This window comes from Sorangium sp. So ce327, assembly GCF_051530205.1.
Classification (GTDB): domain Bacteria; phylum Myxococcota_A; class Polyangia; order Polyangiales; family Polyangiaceae; genus Sorangium; species Sorangium cellulosum_B.
Genome location: NZ_CP150330.1, coordinates 7,386,059 through 7,401,223 on the forward strand (window position 1 = coordinate 7,386,059; position 15,165 = coordinate 7,401,223).

The 15,165-nt window shown below is 69.6% G+C and carries 15 protein-coding genes; 5 read left to right on the plus strand and 10 right to left on the minus strand.

Going from position 1 to position 15,165, the window contains the following annotated elements:
- Nucleotides 1-4: 4 nt before the first annotated feature.
- Nucleotides 5-2,836, minus strand: coding sequence for a DEAD/DEAH box helicase family protein (locus WME95_RS27630; RefSeq protein ID WP_437902372.1), 2,832 nt, complete (start codon nucleotides 2,834-2,836; stop codon nucleotides 5-7).
- A gap of 542 nt (nucleotides 2,837-3,378) precedes the next feature.
- Between WME95_RS27630 and WME95_RS27635 the strand changes: the two genes are divergently transcribed.
- Nucleotides 3,379-3,972 (plus strand): SPFH domain-containing protein, encoded by a 594-nt coding sequence (locus WME95_RS27635; protein ID WP_437902373.1) that lies wholly within the window; start codon nucleotides 3,379-3,381, stop codon nucleotides 3,970-3,972.
- Here the strand turns inward: WME95_RS27635 and WME95_RS27640 are convergent.
- Nucleotides 3,969-4,835, minus strand: a complete 867-nt coding sequence (locus tag WME95_RS27640) for a HEAT repeat domain-containing protein (protein WP_437902374.1) — start codon at nucleotides 4,833-4,835, stop codon at nucleotides 3,969-3,971. The genes WME95_RS27635 and WME95_RS27640 overlap by 4 nt on opposite strands.
- 295 nt (nucleotides 4,836-5,130) lie before the next feature.
- On the opposite strand from WME95_RS27640, the gene WME95_RS27645 reads away from it, so the two are divergent.
- Nucleotides 5,131-5,829, plus strand: coding sequence for a transcriptional regulator (locus tag WME95_RS27645; protein WP_437902375.1), 699 nt, complete (start codon nucleotides 5,131-5,133; stop codon nucleotides 5,827-5,829).
- A 19-nt stretch (nucleotides 5,830-5,848) separates the two neighbouring features.
- Here WME95_RS27645 and WME95_RS27650 read toward each other — a convergent pair whose 3' ends face one another.
- Entirely contained in the window at nucleotides 5,849-6,751 is a 903-nt protein-coding gene (locus WME95_RS27650; RefSeq protein WP_437902376.1) for a nucleoside hydrolase, read from the minus strand.
- Between the two features lie 147 nt (nucleotides 6,752-6,898).
- Between WME95_RS27650 and WME95_RS27655 the strand changes: the two genes are divergently transcribed.
- Both WME95_RS27655 and WME95_RS27660 read left to right on the plus strand, forming a co-directional pair.
- Complete coding sequence (locus tag WME95_RS27655; protein ID WP_437902377.1) at nucleotides 6,899-7,705, plus strand: hypothetical protein; 807 nt, start codon at nucleotides 6,899-6,901, stop codon at nucleotides 7,703-7,705.
- 215 nt (nucleotides 7,706-7,920) lie between these two features.
- The gene (locus WME95_RS27660; protein ID WP_437902378.1) at nucleotides 7,921-9,084 is read left to right on the plus strand and encodes a PAS domain-containing protein; all 1,164 of its coding nucleotides are present in this window, start codon (nucleotides 7,921-7,923) and stop codon (nucleotides 9,082-9,084) included.
- A gap of 67 nt (nucleotides 9,085-9,151) precedes the next feature.
- Here the strand turns inward: WME95_RS27660 and WME95_RS27665 are convergent, their stop codons facing one another.
- From WME95_RS27665 to WME95_RS27675, 3 genes are all read right to left on the minus strand, one after another.
- Entirely contained in the window at nucleotides 9,152-10,813 is a 1,662-nt protein-coding gene (locus tag WME95_RS27665; protein WP_437902379.1) for a hypothetical protein, read from the minus strand.
- Between the two features lie 94 nt (nucleotides 10,814-10,907).
- Nucleotides 10,908-11,075 carry a hypothetical protein gene (locus tag WME95_RS27670; protein ID WP_437902380.1) on the minus strand — a complete coding sequence of 56 codons (168 nt, stop codon included), beginning with the start codon at nucleotides 11,073-11,075 and terminating at the stop codon, nucleotides 10,908-10,910.
- 165 nt (nucleotides 11,076-11,240) lie between these two features.
- Nucleotides 11,241-11,909, minus strand: a complete 669-nt coding sequence (locus tag WME95_RS27675) for a glutathione binding-like protein (protein ID WP_437902381.1) — start codon at nucleotides 11,907-11,909, stop codon at nucleotides 11,241-11,243.
- 76 nt (nucleotides 11,910-11,985) lie between these two features.
- On the opposite strand from WME95_RS27675, the gene WME95_RS27680 reads away from it, so the two are divergent.
- On the plus strand, nucleotides 11,986-12,954 hold the full coding sequence (locus WME95_RS27680) for a LysR family transcriptional regulator (protein WP_437902382.1): 969 nt from the start codon (nucleotides 11,986-11,988) through the stop codon (nucleotides 12,952-12,954).
- Between the two features lie 21 nt (nucleotides 12,955-12,975).
- Here WME95_RS27680 and argC read toward each other — a convergent pair whose 3' ends face one another.
- The 4 genes from argC to WME95_RS27700 are packed head-to-tail and all read right to left on the minus strand — an operon-like array spanning nucleotide 12,976 to nucleotide 15,073.
- A complete protein-coding gene (argC, locus tag WME95_RS27685; RefSeq protein ID WP_437902383.1) occupies nucleotides 12,976-13,926 on the minus strand; it encodes an N-acetyl-gamma-glutamyl-phosphate reductase in 951 nt (316 codons plus the stop codon).
- A 54-nt stretch (nucleotides 13,927-13,980) separates the two neighbouring features.
- Nucleotides 13,981-14,247: a hypothetical protein gene (locus WME95_RS27690; protein WP_437902384.1), complete on the minus strand. Its 267-nt coding sequence runs from the start codon at nucleotides 14,245-14,247 to the stop codon at nucleotides 13,981-13,983.
- Nucleotides 14,238-14,852 (minus strand): RNA polymerase sigma factor, encoded by a 615-nt coding sequence (locus tag WME95_RS27695; protein WP_437902385.1) that lies wholly within the window; start codon nucleotides 14,850-14,852, stop codon nucleotides 14,238-14,240. Before WME95_RS27695 ends, WME95_RS27690 begins: the two co-directional genes overlap by 10 nt.
- Nucleotides 14,853-14,860: 8 nt before the next feature.
- Nucleotides 14,861-15,073, minus strand: coding sequence for a YgaP family membrane protein (locus tag WME95_RS27700; protein WP_437902386.1), 213 nt, complete (start codon nucleotides 15,071-15,073; stop codon nucleotides 14,861-14,863).
- Nucleotides 15,074-15,165 lie beyond the last annotated feature (92 nt).

Below are 15,165 nucleotides of genomic sequence, written 5' to 3' on the forward strand. Positions count from 1 at the left end.
GCGTTCATTCCTGCTCCTCCTCGCGAAGCGCGGCGCCGGGGGCGAACAGCGCCTCGAACGGCACGTTCGTGAGCTCGCGCGCGAAGCGGCCGATCGTCGCACGGACGTGTGCCTCTCTCCGCCGGGCGTCGACGCGAATCACCTTGGCGGCGAGAGGCTCGTTCGGCACCCCCGGCCCCAAGGGCCAGTAGACCGCGACCGACGTCCGCGGCCGGATCTCGGAAATGCGGAGAGGTTGAATATCGCCGATCTGTTTCGAGTAGACGCAGAAGCCGTCCTCGTGTCCTGGGGCCTCGAGAACGATGCTGCGAACGGGCTCGGTTCGACCGCCCTTCTGCGCCTCGACAACCCGACCAAAAAGGGCATCCATATGCCCTTCGAACCACGCACGCGGGTTGTTCGAACGCAGCCGGATGCGCCACTCCCTGCGCTTGACTCCCTTGCTCTTCATCTCGATTTCATCGACCGCGGCGCACTGGTAAAACATGTTGATCGTGCGCTGGATGTCGAGCGTGAGCTGGTCGAGCTCCGCCGAGTCGAATCCGGCCGGGAACTTCAGCGGTGGCGCCGACTTCAGGGTCGTCTCGGTCTTTCGGAAGTGCATCTCCTTGATGCTTTTGTCGCGGTTACACACTGAGCACAGGGTCTGCAGGTTGTGGGGCTCGTTCGTCCCGCCGTGATAGAGCGAGATGATGTGGTCCACCTGCAGCCTCTTTCGCCGCGTCTCGCCACAGCAGAGGCAGCGCTCCCCATCACGACGGATGACCTCCCGCTTAACCTGCTCGGACGGCTCCTGGTCGACGAGCCGCTGAGCCGGCGCGATCACGCCACCCGCCCGACGAGCGCCACCCGCGCCCGTCGTGCGCTGGATCTCCGCTTCGACCAGCATGCGGAACTGCTCGCGGAAGAGATCGAACGTGGGGATCATCGCGCGCCAGAAGCGCCGCTCGTCGATGTAGATCGCCTCGAGCTGCTGCCGCGTCCGCGCAGGCCCCCAGTCTTCCGCCGCGGCGACCTTCGCCAGCGGCGTCAGATCGTGCTCTTCGCGGTGCTCGAACGGGGAGAACGGCGGAGACTTCCCGCCCGTCTGCGCGAGATGTCGAACCAGATGGAACAGGTTCATGCCGAGCCCGCTCGCGGACTTGCCCGCGTGGGCGAAGAACTTCTTGCACCAGCGTTCCATCTGCGCCTCGACGGCGTCGTACTGCACCTCTGGATCCGCGAAGCGCCCGAGATCGGCCTTGGCCGCGTGCACAAGGAACGCGTCGTAGTGCTCCTTCTCGTCTGCGTAGACAAGGACCATCGGGCGCGCGTGCTCGGTGTCCTCGGAGCCCGACACCTCGACGTCGAACTCGGGCAAGTACCAGCCGAGCGGCAGCATCTCGAGGAACGACGCCGGCGCGATCTCGCCGAGCTCGATCCACCGCGCGAGCTGCCGGACCAGCGCGATTGACACCAGCTGGAGCGGCATTCTCTTTCTCGGCTCAGGCTTCGGTCTGTCGGTGCCCGTGCCCCAGACGTCATCGAACTCCGCCCACTGGATGGCCTCGCGCCATTCGTCCATGAAGAGGACGATGTTCGCGGTAGAGGTTCCACCGAACTTCGGCCCGCGGAGGGCGCGGCCGACCATCTGGCGCAGCAGGATCGGGCTCGTCGTCTGTCGCGTGAGGAAGACGCTCTGGACGTTGGGAACGTCGGTGCCTTCCGTCAGCATGCGCACGTTGATCAGCACGTCGAGCTTGCCTTCATGGAACTTCTTCAGCACGGCGGCGTTCTTGTCGCGCGACTGCTGATTTCGGGCCTCGACAGAGCCCGGGTTCACCTCGACGTGCGAGTACATGACATCGGCGCGCACTCCGTGCGCGCGTAGCTTCTCGCGCAGGTAGTCGCACTGGAACCACCTGTCGGCAAAGATGATCGTCTTCCCGAACTCCTGGCGACGGTCGACGTAGGTCTTCCAGATCTTGTCGTTACGCTCCTGGTTCTCCGCGAGCCGAGTGACGATCTCTTCTGGCATATCCTGGAAGGTCGCGCGCCACCGCTGAAGTTGCCCGGCGTCGACCTTCGGCTCGAACTTCGTGCTGCATGGAATCGGGATCGGCTTGGCGAGGATGCCCATCGCCATGAGCTTGGAGGCGCTCACCTCGAACAGGATCCTCTGCGGGAAGAGCTTCGCCAGCCAGCCTTCTCCCCTCTTGTCGTTGTACATCGGGGTCGCGGTGAGCCCGAGCAGCTTCATCTTTGGCGCCTCTTCGCGCAGCGCGAGGAGGAACTTGGTGTACGACGGGGCGGGCGCGTGGTGCGCCTCGTCGAACACCACCATCAGCTTCCCCTTCGCCGCGGTCAGGAACGCGCGCAGAGCAGCTTGATTTTCGCGGTGCGCGCGCACGGCGGTCTGCAGCGTGCAAATCACCACGTCATCATCGCGCTTGACGGCTGCAATCTTGCTGTGCCCCGGCGTCCCCGAGACGACCCTCGCCCGCAGCCGCTCCTTCGGCTCGTGGATCAAGCCGACTTCCATCGCCTCGGCCCCGTCGCTGCGCTTTCCAAAGCCATCCAGGGCTTGTTCCAAGAGGTGGTGCGTGTGCGCGAGCCACAGCACCTTGTAGCCATCGCTCAGCGGATTGCGGCAGAGGAACCGCACGGCCGTGAAGGTCTTGCCTCCTCCGGTCGGAAGCACGAGCAGTCCTCCCGCATCGGGTGTGGACGCTGACTCGTACCACCCCCGGAGCCTCGCAAGGGCCTCCGTCTGGTGCGGCGCCTCGGCTTTCTTCGACGGATGCTTCCTCGCCTCGACGAGGTTGTAGTCACGATCCCATTCGCTGATGGCACCCATTGGATCAACCTTCTCGAAGGTTCGGACACGACAACACGTCACCAGGCCTTACGGAGCATGCTTGCCGGAGCGCAGGCCGGCTCTTCGGCGTCCGCGTACCTTGTCGGGGTCTCGGTGGGAATCACGTCCGTCACGAGGCGACGTGCGACGCGCTCACACCTGTCGCGCGATGGTTCGGGCCGCCCGAGCCGGTGGTCGTCGTCCAGCCATCCACCGGCCAAACTCCCGTTCCGTGAGTCCACCCAAGTCCGTCCAACCTGTTCAGGCTATCTGGCGAACGGCGGCGATGTCAATCCCGCTTCCCCGGAGGAGCGCGGCGTACCTGCCAGAGGGCGCGGGACGCGAAGGCTGGGCCTTTGCGCTGCGTGGCGGGTCGCGTAGCCTGTCGCGGTCGGCGCCCACCTGGCCGTAGCGGGCTGGGGCGATCGGTCTCCTTCCAAGAGATCAGAAGCCGTCGTCCTCCCAGGCCCGTACTGCACATCGCCAGCGTGTAGGCGCCGGCGCTCTCTCCGCGCCGCGCATCCCCCTCCTCCCCACCCGCCATGAGCAAGACGAAGACAGAGGTGATCATCCAGCAGTCGTTCGTCGGCCTCCTCATCTACGAGGACGTGCAGCTCGCCGCGCGGCGCTTTCTCGCAAGCCGGAGCCTCGAGGCGATCCTCAGCGACCGGAACGAGATCTCGGACGCCGTGCGCGACGACGTGAAGGGCACCGCCGCCCGCTACGGAGTGGAGATCGTGCGCGCCGACGTGAAAGACCTCGTCTTCCCCGGCAACCTCCGCGAGATCATGAATCAGGTGCTCGAGACCGAGCGGCGCGCCGAGGCCAAGGTGATCCAGGCGCGCAAGGACGCCGAGGCGCTCCGTATCCAGGCCGAGGCGGAGAACGAGCGCGCGCGCCAGAAGATCGAGGCGACGATGCAACAGACGCGCCTCATGGCCGAGGCCGAAAAGGAGCGGATTCAGCTCAAGCTGACCGCCCAGATCGAGGAGGCGCGGGCGATCGCCGACAACCCCGCGCTGCTCAAGCTGCGGGAGATCGAGGCGCTCGGGGAGATGGCGAAGGCTGGAGGGAAGTTCGTGGTCGGGCTCAAGCCCGAAGGGATGCTCGGCGACGGCGGCGAGCGGAAGTCCTAGCCACCTTCGGCCGCCGACAGGCCCTCGAGCGACCTGAGAGCGCGGCGGGCCACCGCCCGAACGGCGGCGTCCGGATCGCGCTCGGCGAGCCACGCGAAGCGCTCCTCCGCCCGCGCGATCTCGCTTCCCTTCGCGCCCGGGCGCATCGCGACGAGCGCCCGGATCGCGGCGCGCCGCACGCCGCCCTGCTCGTGTCGGAGCAGCGTCGTCAGAGGACGCACCGCCTCGCGCGCGGCGCTCGGGGCCGCCCGCGAGAGCCCGCGCGCGGCCGCCTCGACCACGGGCGCGTACGGATGCTCGAGCGCCGCGAGCAGCGCCGCGCGGTGGTGAAGCGCGCTCTCCGGATGTCGCGCGAGGAGCTCCGCCGCGCTCAGGGCGATCCTGCGGGACGCCGGCGCGAGGAGCTCCGCCACGACGTCGGCCGGCACGCTCGTCCCCGCCTGCGGGCCCAGCCGGCGCAGCGCATCGAGCACGCTGACCCGGGCGAGGATCTGCTCGTGACGCACCGACGAAGCCGAGCAGCACATGGGCGAGCACCGCTCCCCCAGCGGCTCACGCAGCGTCTCGACGAGCACCGGCGCGGCGACGGCGGCGCGACGACCCATCCTCCCGAGCGTGCGCGCCACGTGTCCGCGCAGGTGCGCGACGTCCAGACGTGCATGGAGCTTCTCGTCGTACCCCTCCGCAGGACGTCGCAGGGCGAGGACCCGCACGAGAAGATCGGCCGAGAGCTCGGCCGGCGCCGGACCGCGGCGGAGCGGCATGAGCGCTCTGGCCGACGCCTGCCAGAGCGCGCGACGCTGCGGCTCCCGGAGAAGCGCCTCGAGGACATCCGCCGGTCGCCGGCGATCGGCCGTGCTCATCTCCTGACCTCGCGCAATGCCTGCTCGAATCCCATCCTGCGAAGCCCCTCGCCGGGACCGGCCCTCTTTCCGCGAAACACGAGGCCGGCCGCCAGGGAGGGTATCTTAACACACGCGGTGGAGCTCACGTTCGGGACGGCCAACAGGCCTGCGCATATCGCACCTTCCGCTCCTCGGCGCGTCGGCCACACCACGTTGTCATCCTGGCTCAGCCCGCTCGCCGGCGGTCGTTCCGGACCGCGACGAGGCCCATTTCGCTCGACGAAACCGCGCTCGATCGGCGTAGCGTGGCTGTATGACCCGAAGGCGCGATCATGCCCTCTCCTGCACGACGCTCTTGCTCATCGCGTGTGGACTGGCCGGCTGCGGCAAGGCCTCCACGCGGCCCGCGGCCGCCCCCGAGCCGCTCGCACCGCTCACGCTCCGGCGATCGGCGGACGACATCATCCTCGCCGCGAAGCTGCCGCCAGAGACCGCGCCCCGCGCGTCGCTCGAGATCCACCGCCTCGACGCTTACGCCGCGTGCAACGCGGCGCAGGTGCGCCTCTCCGCAAGCGTGAGCGCGCGCGCGGACGCGGGGCCGAGCGCGCTCACGGTGTCGAGCCTCGTCATCGGCGGCCTCGGGCTCGCGGGCGGCATCGCCACCACCGCGCTCGCTGCGGGCCTGGAGGCCAAGCCGATCCCGGCGGGCACGCCGTCGCTCCCGGACGCGGAGCCGCCGGACGTGGACGGCAAGACGGGGGTGATCGTGGCGGGCGTCGTCACGGGCGTCGTCGTCGTGGGCGCGGTCGTCGGGACGCTCCTGCTCGTCGGCGGTGACGACGACGACGAGGATCGCAAGCACAAGCTCGATCTCGGCGCCGGCGGCGCGGGGGGCCTCCGCGACGCCATCCGCGCCTTCGAGGCCGCGTGCCCCGACGAGCCGCCCGAGGACGCCCTCGCCGCGTGCATCGACAGGGCGCGCGCCCTCCGCACGACCTGCGCAGCCCGGTGAGGCGGGCTCCGCCGGCCGCTCAGCGCGCGAGCACGTCGAGGAAGCGCTCCTCGTGGAACCCGACCGAGATCCGCGTGCTCGTGCCCTCCATGGCGCGCGCCCCCCACTCGCCCTTCTCGCGGTAGATCTCGACCTCGACGAAGTCGCAGACGCGCTCGTCGAGCGCGCAGGCGGCCGCCACGAGATCGTGCATCGCCTTGCCCACGCCCTTGTCTGCCAGGTACCGATCGAGCGCGTCGATCATCCTCGTCAGGCCGCCCCGCGGCGATCGCCCCGAGACCCGGCGGCTCAGCGCGTCGCGCATGGCCTCGGTATAGACGACCCCGTGACATACGTTCTTCGAGACGAACCTCCGCTCTCCGATCTGCGGTGAGGCGAGCAGCGCGAGCGTCTCCCGGGGCGCGCCGCCGGGGTTGTAGCTCGGGCAGGTGAGGCGCCCGCGGAACTTCTCGAGCGGCTCGGCGACCAGGTTGTCGCCCGCGAAGCCGCCTTGCTGGACCCAGCGAGCCAGCCGGAGCCCCGGGACGTCGTTGAACGCCTTGCCGATGTTCTTGGGCGCGGCCCCGACGAGCACCGTGGCGTCCGGCTCGCGGAGCAGCTCGGCGAGCAGCGCGGGGCCGCCCGCGACCTCGCCGGCCGGGTGCTCCAGGATGCCGGGGCCGTAGCACGCCTGGTGGAAGCCGGAGACCCGCGCCTTCTTGCCCTCGCTCGTCGCCCACCACGCGGGGCCGTGCAGCGCGCCGATCGGGACCTCCGCCCGCCCGCAGCGATCCAGCCCCCAGCGGACCAGCCGGCACTGATCCTCGGAGCCGGGCGTGACGAGCACGCCGAGCAGCTCGACGTCGGGGTGATCGGCGAGCCAGAGCAGCGTCATGAAATCATCCGGGTCCGCGGTCTCCATCTCGAAGATCATGCGCTTCACGCCGCACCTCCATGCCATCGCGCCGCAGAGCAAAATTGAATAGACTCGATCCGAGCGGGCAGCCGGAGAGACGACCGGCCGCCCGACGGAGCCAGCACGCGACCCGCGCTGCCGCGCGCGGTCAGGCCGCACGACCCCGAGGAGCGAATGAAGCGCATACACCTGTTCGAGATAGAGGATTTCAGCTGGTTTCCCGGGTGGCTACGGGCCTGCATGACACGCCTGCTCGTGATCATGCACAGGGCGCTGGGCACGCGCGAGGCGCTGGTCGAGCTGATCGCCAGAGCGTTGAAGGAGTCGAACACATCGAAGATCGTCGACCTCTGCTCCGGGAGCGGCGGGCCGATGATCGACGTCGTGCGGACCCTGCGCGAGAAGCCCGGGTTCGAGGGCACCCGACTGACGCTCACGGACCTGTACCCGAGCAAGGAGGCGGCGGAGCTCATCAACAACCAGGAAGGGAGCCATGTATCCTACCAGACAACCCCGGTGGACGCCACGAAGATCGGCGGCGACATGGCTGGCCTCGACGGACTCAGAACCATGGTCAGCAGCTTTCATCACATGAGGCCGGACAACGCGAGGAAGATACTGGAGTCGGCCCAGCGGAGCAGGCAGCCCCTCTGTATCTTCGAGATCAGCGACAACAGTCATCCGCTGTTCCTCGGGTGGCTCGCCCTCCCGATCAACTTCGTGATGTGCCTCCTCATCACGCCCCTGGCGAGGCCCATGACCCTGCGGCAGCTCGTCTTCACCTATATCGTTCCGATCATCCCGCTGTGCTTCGCGTGGGACGGGGCGGTCTCGAACGCGAGGACCTACACGCTCGCTGACCTCGATGAGCTGTTGAGCGGGCTCCAGAACGAAGATTACAGATGGGAGAAGGGCGTGATCGGCGGGAGAGCGAAGAAGCTCTATCTGCTCGGCATTCCCACCCGCGACGCCGGCGGCTGAGCCACTCCGACGCGGACGAACCGGTACGTACCGGTCGTACAGATCGCCGGAGATCGTGGCCGAGGCCGTATGTCCCCCTCGTGCGCTCCGATGATTGGAGTAAGGCCATGCCTTCGTGCGCGTCGCGGATTGCACCCTACTATTCGCTTGCGGTCATCGATCTACCTTGTTACGCGCAATCCCGGTATGCCTGTCCGGTTGCGGAGGGGAATACGATGGCTGACGCAAACGGAGCACTGAGCTCGCTGGATGACTTTATCGCTCACTCCACGGAGATGCTGTTCGTCGCCGGAGGCGACGGCGCGCTGCTGCGATGGAGCGACGCGCTGGGCCGGACGATCGGGCCCGCGCTCGCGCAAGGAACCCCGTTGACCGAGCTCTTCCACCCGGAGGACCGCGGCGCGCTCACCACAAGGTGGGAGCAAGTGCGTGAGAGCACGGCCCCCATTCACGTCCACGGCCGCGTCATGAGCGCGGAGCGCAGCTACAAACCGCTCGCCTGCGTCGTGCGCGGCGCGCGCTCGGAGGGGCTCGTCTACGGCTCGTTCCGTGACGCGCCGGCCGGCGACGGCGCGCTCGACGAGCTGACCGAGCTGAGGGCGCGGGACAGGATGCTCCGCGCCTTGATCAACGCTCTTCCGATAGCGATGTGGGCCGTCGATACCGACGGAACGTATCTCTACCATGAAGGCAAGGGGCTGGAGGCCGTCGGCCATCAACCTGGACAGCTCGTCGGCGCGAACATCTTTGACCTCTACGGCGAGGCCAACGGCGCCGTCAGGCGCGCGCTGGCCGGTGACCCGGTGCACGGGCTGGCCGAGGTGCACGGCTGTGTATGGGAGAGCTGGATGGTCCCCCTCGCGGAGGAAGAGGGGCACGTCAGCTCCGTCGTCGGGTTCTCGCTCGACGTGACGGAGGGGCAGCGCGCGCAGCAGGCCCTCCAGACGAAGCTCGACGTGATCGAGGCGCAGCAGCGGGTCATCCGGGAGCTCGCGGCGCCGATCATCGAGGTGTGGGACGGCGTGCTGGCGCTGCCCATGATCGGCGTCGTCGACAGCGCGAGGACGGCCGACGCGATGGAGAGCCTGCTCGAGGCGATCTCGAGCCGCGGGGCGCGGTTCGCCGTCCTGGACCTCACCGGCGTGCAGATGGTGGACACGAAGGTCGCCGATCACCTGATCAAGCTCGTGCGGGCCATCCAGCTGCTCGGCGCCGAGGGGATCATCTGCGGCATCCGCCCGACGGTGGCGCAGACGATGGTGGCGCTGGGGCTCGACCTCAGCGCCATCGTGACCAAGGCCAACCTGCGGGCCGGCCTGATGCACTGCATGCGAAGTTTGACCGCGCGCCCGGCGCCGCCCCCCCGCAACGTCGCCTGACACGACAGCGGAGGACGAGGCCCCCGGGAGCAGCGCAGCGCTGGCGCTGCTCCCTGGGCGCCCGAGCTCAGAACAGCTGGACGTCGTCGATCTCGATGCGCAGCGGCTGTCCCACGGGCGTGCGCCAGTTCAGGTTCATGACGTTCCACGGCTCGAACGGCACGAGCGTGCCCCACCCCTGCTGCATCAGATCCCACCAGCGCAGCTCCACGGTGACCCACTCCGGTCCGACCCAGAGGTCGATACCGTGGCTGTCGTAGCAAGCCGAGCAGAGCCCGCCCTCAGGCGTCGTAAGGAGCGTGCCGACGTCGAAGCGAACCTGCGTGCCCTGGCCACGGATGTGGAAGCGGATGCCCTGGAACGGCGACACATCGACGGGCCACATCTCGAAGGACAGCGCCACGCCAGCGCCCGACGCGGACGGCACCCCCGGGGAGTGCGCCGCGAGCGCCGTCGAGCTGAAAGGCCCCGGAGCGGGGAACAGGTCGACCGGCGGGACGGTCCCGTCGTCGTACGTCACCCACGGCCCCGTGAACGGCGGGGCGCTGCCCGCGTACGGCGCGGAGAAGAGGAAATCGCCGTCCTCGAAGTCCTCGATGACGAGGCCCGGCATCGCGCAGACGGGCAACCACACGCAGTCCGGATCGGAGCAATCCGTGAGGCCGTCCGCATCGTCATCGGAGCCGTTGCTGCAGGCCCAATCGGTGTCCTCGCGCCACGACATGCAGTACGGCTGCGACTGGCAGTCCGCATCGGAGCAATCCACGGCACCGTCCCCGTCGTCGTCGGCGCCGTTGCTGCACGTCCAGTCGGTGTCCTCGCGCACCGGCATGCAGTACGGCATCCACTGGCACTCCGGATCGGAGCAATCCGCGAGGCCGTCCCCGTCGTCATCGACGCCGTTGCTGCACGCCCAATCGGTGTCCTCGCGCCACGGCGAGCAGAACGGATAGGGCTGGCATTCCGGATCAGCGCAATCCGCGAGGCCATCCATGTCGTCATCGGCGCCGTTGCTGCAGGCCCAATCGGTGTCCTCGCGCACCGGCGCGCAGAAGGGATACCCCTGGCAGTCCGGATCGGAACAATCCGCGAGGCCGTCCATGTCGTCGTCGTAGCCGTTGCTGCACTCCCAATCGGTGTCCTCGCCGATCGGCCCGCAGAACGGCTGGAACTGGCAGTCCGGATCGGAGCAATCCGGGCGGCCGTCGCCATCGTCGTCGTAACCGTTGCTGCACGCCACATCGGTGTCCTCGCGCGGCGGCGTCGTGTCGTCGACCCCGATGACGATGTCGAGCCTCCCCTGCCCGACCGAAATGACGTCGCCATCGGCCCGGAACTGGAACGCCACGGTCGACGTCGTACCTTCGCCGATGTAGACCCACGTCGGGTTCGCCGACGTGAGGGACGCCGAGACGGCCTGGTAACCGCCGCCGGTCCACCGCTCGAGGACCCAGCCCGGCTGGAGCGCCACGTTATAACCGCCGACCGGCAGCACCTCCGCGAGCACCGGCGTGTCGACCCCTCCGTAGATGGTCCGCGCCGTCGGGCCGTAGATATCGAACCACGCTTGGGACAGGCGGTACGTCGCGCCCGAGGAGCTGTTCCCGACGAGGGCCAGGCTGAGCGAGCCGACCTCGGACTCCTGCTCGGCGTCCTCCGGCGCGTCCGCCGTGCAGCCGACCGGGATCGCAGCAATGGCCAGGACCGAACATACGAAGAGTTGTCGCAAGTGTCTCATAATGACTCTCGTATCAGAGCCGGTCGCGCGTGAAAAGCTGGATTCGTGAGGGGCGCCATGACGTCGCGCGTCCGTCGGTCATGCGTCATTGACCGTCGGTCATTGACCGTCGGTCATCGTCATCCATCGGCTGGCCGCCGGTCATCGGCTGGCCGCCGGCCATCGGCCGGCCATTGGCCGGCCATGCCCATGCGCCTATGCCTTGGTTGCGCCGCCCCTTCCCATCATTCATCGAATCTTTCGGTCCTTCCATCGCCGCTTCTCATCGCCTCAACGGCCGTCGACCGCTCTCGCCTCCTCTCGCATTCCGTCCACTTTGTCGGCTCGCGTCGCACGCATCGTCGCCCCGGTCCCGGTCCGCGATCGCGGCGGACCCAGCGCGCCCGCCGCCGGGCGCGCCGTGCGCGCTCCGCTCGGGTCAGACGTTCGGCGCCGGCGCGTCGACGGCCTCGGCGGCCTTCGCGTGCCGCGCTTGCTCCCGGAAGTAGCCCTCCCGCTCCTCGGCGAAGGCGCGCGCCACGCTCGGACGTCCGTGGAGGCGCGCGTGGTACGCGGCGAGCGCCGGCCAGGACTTCAGGTCGATCGGCGTGACAACGGACCAGTTGAGCACCGCGAAGAGGTACGCGTCGGCGACCGAGAAACGGTCGAGAAGGAACTCCCGCCCTTCGAGCCGATCGGCCGCCCAGCCGAGGCGGCGCGGCGCCCCGGCCAGCGCATGGGCCTTGACCTCGGCCGAGGCCGTCTTGTCCAGGAGCGGCATGTAGACCGCCTTGTGGAGCTCGCTCCCGATGAAGCCGAGCCACTGCTGGAGGCGCGCCCGGCCGAGCGGATCCCGCGGCGCGAGCTCCGCCGCCGGGAACCGATCCGCCACGAGCTGAAGGATCGCCGCGTTCTCGGCGAGGATCTCGCCTCCTTCGATCTCGAGCGCAGGGACGAACCCGAGCGGGTGGATCGCACGGTAGTCGGCGCCCCCCTCGGTCCGCTTCGTTTCGAGGTCGACCTCCACATACGAGGCCTCCGCGCCGGCCTCGTAGAAGGCGATGCGCGTGGCGAGAGAACATGCGAGCGGAGCGAAATAGAGCTTCATGAAAACCTCCTGACGGCGCCCAAGGTGCGCCTCGCGGGGCTGTGCGTCCAACGCATCGTCGTGATAGGATCTATGCGTGTCACGCATACCGTCTCCCCCTGCGCCTCCCGCGATCGGACCGCGGCCACAGCTCGAGATCCGCGACCTGGAGCTCGTCCTCTCCCTGGCGGCCGCCGGGAGCACGTCCGGCGCCGCCTCGGCGATGCACATCACGCAGTCCGCCGTGAGCCGGGCGCTCGCCCAGGCGGAGGACCGCGTCGGCGCGCGCCTCTTCGAGCGCACCGCGCGCGGGGTCACGCCGACCGCCGCGGGAGAGCGGCTCATCGCGGGGGCCGGGCTCGTCCTCGCGCAGCTCCGTGAGCTCGAGCGGGAGGTCGCGGCGCCGGTCGCCGCGACGACGCGCGTCCGCCTCGTGTGCGAGTGCTACACGGCGTACCGCTGGCTCCCCTCCGCGATGACGAGCCTCCGGCGCAGGCTGCCCCGCCTCGAGATCGTGCTCGCGGTCGAGCACACCCACGATCCGGTCGCCGCGCTCGTCCGGGGGGACATCGACGTCGCGCTGCTCACCACGTCGTCCCTGCCGAGCGACCGCGAGGCGGGCTGCGCGCTCGTGGAGCGGCCGCTCTTCTCGGACGAGGTCGTCTTCGTGATCTCGAGCTCGCACCCGCTCGCCGGGCGGGCCTCGCTCACGCGCGACCACCTCCGCGAGGGCCCGCTGATCACGCCGAACGCAACGCCGGCCGAGGCGCGCTGGTTCATGGGCGCCGTCTTCGGGCGGCAGCGGCCCAAGATCGAGCTCCTGCGCTTCCCGCTCACGGAGGCCGTGGTCGACGCGGCGCGCGCCGGGATGGGGATCGCGACCCTCTCGGAATGGGTGGCGGAAGCCTACCTCGGCAGCGGCGACCTTCTGGTCAAGCGGCTCTCGTCCGGTCCGCTCCGCCGGCCCTGGCGGATCGCGTTCCGGCGCGCGTCGGCCGACGCCGCGGAGCGCCTGATCGGCGCCCTCGAGAGCGCGGCGCCGCGGCTCTACACGCGCGCCGGGTGACCCGGGTGACCCGGGTGACGCTCAGTCGAGGCCGGTGGCCTCCGGCGCGCCCAGCATCAGGTTGAGGTTCTGCACCGCCGCGCCGGAGGCGCCTTTGCCGAGGTTGTCGAGGCGCGCCACGACAAGGATCTGGTCCGGCTTTCCGAACACGAACACGTCGAGTCGGTTCGTGTCGTTGCACTCCACCGCGCCGAGGTAGCCGTCCTCCAGCGCGCCCTGGCCGCCGAGCGGCATCACCCGGATGAACGGCTCGCCGGCGTAATACGACGTGTAGAGCTCGTGGACCGCGGCGGGCGTCGCCGGCCGGGCCAGCGCGTCCGTGAACAGGGGCACCGAGACGAGCATGCCCTTGTAGAAGTCGCCCACGACCGGCTGGAACAGGGGCGCCCTGTCGAGGCCCGCGATGGCGCGCATCTCCGGCAGGTGCTTGTGCTGCAGGGTGAGCCCGTACGGGCGCGGGCCGCGGAGCTGCTCGCGGCGCGCCCCTTCGGCCTGCTCGTAGGCCTGGATCATCTTGCGCCCGCCGCCGCTGTAGCCGGTGAGCGAGTGCGCGATCACGCGGGCGTCCCTGGGCAGGAGCCCCTGGTCGACGAGCGGCACCACGAGCGCGAGGAACCCGGTCGCGTGACACCCGGGGACGGCGACGCGCCGCGCGCCGCGGACGGCCTCGCGCTGGCCGGGGCGGAGCTCCGGGAAGCCGTACACCCACCCGTCGGCCGTGCGGTGCGCGGTGCTCGGATCGATGACGCGCGTCCTCGGGTTCTCGATCCATCCGATGGATTCGCGGGCGGCGTCGTCGGGCAGGCACGTGATGAGCACATCCGCCTCGTTGATCAGCGCGCGGCGCGCCGCCGGGTCCTTGCGGCGCTCGGGGTCGATCTCGAGCAGCTGGAGGTCGCGGCGGCCCTGCAGCCGCTCGCGGATCTGGAGCCCCGTCGTACCTTCCTGCCCGTCGATGAACACCCGATGCATGGTGGCCGTGTCCATACGCCGAGCGCGCCCTCGGGACCAGCGCTTCGCGCTAGCTCACCGGCGGCTCTGCGGCGGCGCCCAGGCGCATCCGCCGTCGTCGCACGGCTCTTCGAGGTGCTCCCCTCGCGCCCTGGCCCTGACCATCTGGATCAACCCCAGCGTCCAGCACATCGGGCATCCGCCCACCGCCACCAGCGCGACCGGCAGCAGCGCCATCGCCAGCCAGAGGGAAGCGCGCGCGACGAGCACCGAGGCCACGAGGGCCGCGACGAAGATCGCCCCGCGCGCGACGTGCTCCACAAGGCTCCTGCTCACGAACATGGCTTGTTCCTCCTCTCCTCCCCTCCCCGCACCCCCGAGGCGGAAGGCGCGCCCTCCTGCCGGAGGACCTCCCGCCGCACCAGTTGCCGCGCCCGGTGCAGGCGGCTCTTCATGGCCGCCTCGCCGAGCCCGAGCCTCTGGCACACCTCCTCGCCCGTCAGCCCCTCGACGTCGCGCAGCACGAGCACCTCCCGATAGGGCCGCTCCAGCGCGGCGATCGCCTCATGCACGGCGCGGACCAGCCGCCAGCGCTCGAAGGCTGCCTGCGGGTCGAGATCGCCCGATGGCACCGCATCGATGTCGTCCACCCGGTCCCCCAGCCGCGAGCGCTCCCGCGCGAAGGGGCGAAGCATGCGCAGGCACGCGTTCCGGACCACCGTCATCAGCCAGGAGAGGGCGCCCGGATCGCGCGCCACCTCGGGGCGGTGAGCGAGCTTCGTGAAGGCCTCCTGGACCGCATCGTCGGCGTCGAAGGCGTCGCGGCACGCGCGCAGCCCGAAGCGGTACACCCGGTCGTGGTAGGCGCGGACGAGCAGCTCCAGCGCGCCGTCATCGCCGAGCGCCGCCGCCGTGAAGACCGGATCGTGGGATCTCGATGCGTCCATTCAGCGCCTCAGCTCCGCTGGAGCGGGCATGTGGATCTGCCCAACAGAGCGTACCCGAAGCACGTGCCCGAGAGCGTCGTGAACAGCATGTACACGCCCGCCAGACCGAACACGGCGAGGCGCGTCGCGAGCGTCAGCGGCGCCGCCCAGGCGCACGCCAGCAGCGCAAGCGCACCCAGACCACGCAGCACCCGATCCATGTTCCCCACATTACGTTTCATGAGCTCCTCCACCTTTCTTTCGTCCGGAGAAGCCCCGGCGCGGGGTGGAGGATTCACGAAATCGTTGCGCCAACGGCGCAGAAAACGACCGA

Bases quoted from the DNA above. Each gene is read 5' to 3' on its own strand.
- WME95_RS27630 (WP_437902372.1), bottom strand. From the start codon at position 2,836: ATGGGTGCCATCAGCGAATGGGATCGTGACTACAACCTCGTCGAGGCG.
- WME95_RS27635 (WP_437902373.1), top strand. From the start codon at position 3,379: ATGAGCAAGACGAAGACAGAGGTGATCATCCAGCAGTCGTTCGTCGGC.
- WME95_RS27640 (WP_437902374.1), bottom strand. From the start codon at position 4,835: ATGAGCACGGCCGATCGCCGGCGACCGGCGGATGTCCTCGAGGCGCTT.
- WME95_RS27645 (WP_437902375.1), top strand. From the start codon at position 5,131: ATGACCCGAAGGCGCGATCATGCCCTCTCCTGCACGACGCTCTTGCTC.
- WME95_RS27655 (WP_437902377.1), top strand. From the start codon at position 6,899: ATGAAGCGCATACACCTGTTCGAGATAGAGGATTTCAGCTGGTTTCCC.
- WME95_RS27660 (WP_437902378.1), top strand. From the start codon at position 7,921: ATGGCTGACGCAAACGGAGCACTGAGCTCGCTGGATGACTTTATCGCT.
- WME95_RS27670 (WP_437902380.1), bottom strand. From the start codon at position 11,075: ATGGAAGGACCGAAAGATTCGATGAATGATGGGAAGGGGCGGCGCAAC.
- WME95_RS27675 (WP_437902381.1), bottom strand. From the start codon at position 11,909: ATGAAGCTCTATTTCGCTCCGCTCGCATGTTCTCTCGCCACGCGCATC.
- argC (WP_437902383.1), bottom strand. From the start codon at position 13,926: ATGCATCGGGTGTTCATCGACGGGCAGGAAGGTACGACGGGGCTCCAG.
- WME95_RS27690 (WP_437902384.1), bottom strand. From the start codon at position 14,247: ATGTTCGTGAGCAGGAGCCTTGTGGAGCACGTCGCGCGCGGGGCGATC.
- WME95_RS27695 (WP_437902385.1), bottom strand. From the start codon at position 14,852: ATGGACGCATCGAGATCCCACGATCCGGTCTTCACGGCGGCGGCGCTC.
- WME95_RS27700 (WP_437902386.1), bottom strand. From the start codon at position 15,073: ATGAAACGTAATGTGGGGAACATGGATCGGGTGCTGCGTGGTCTGGGT.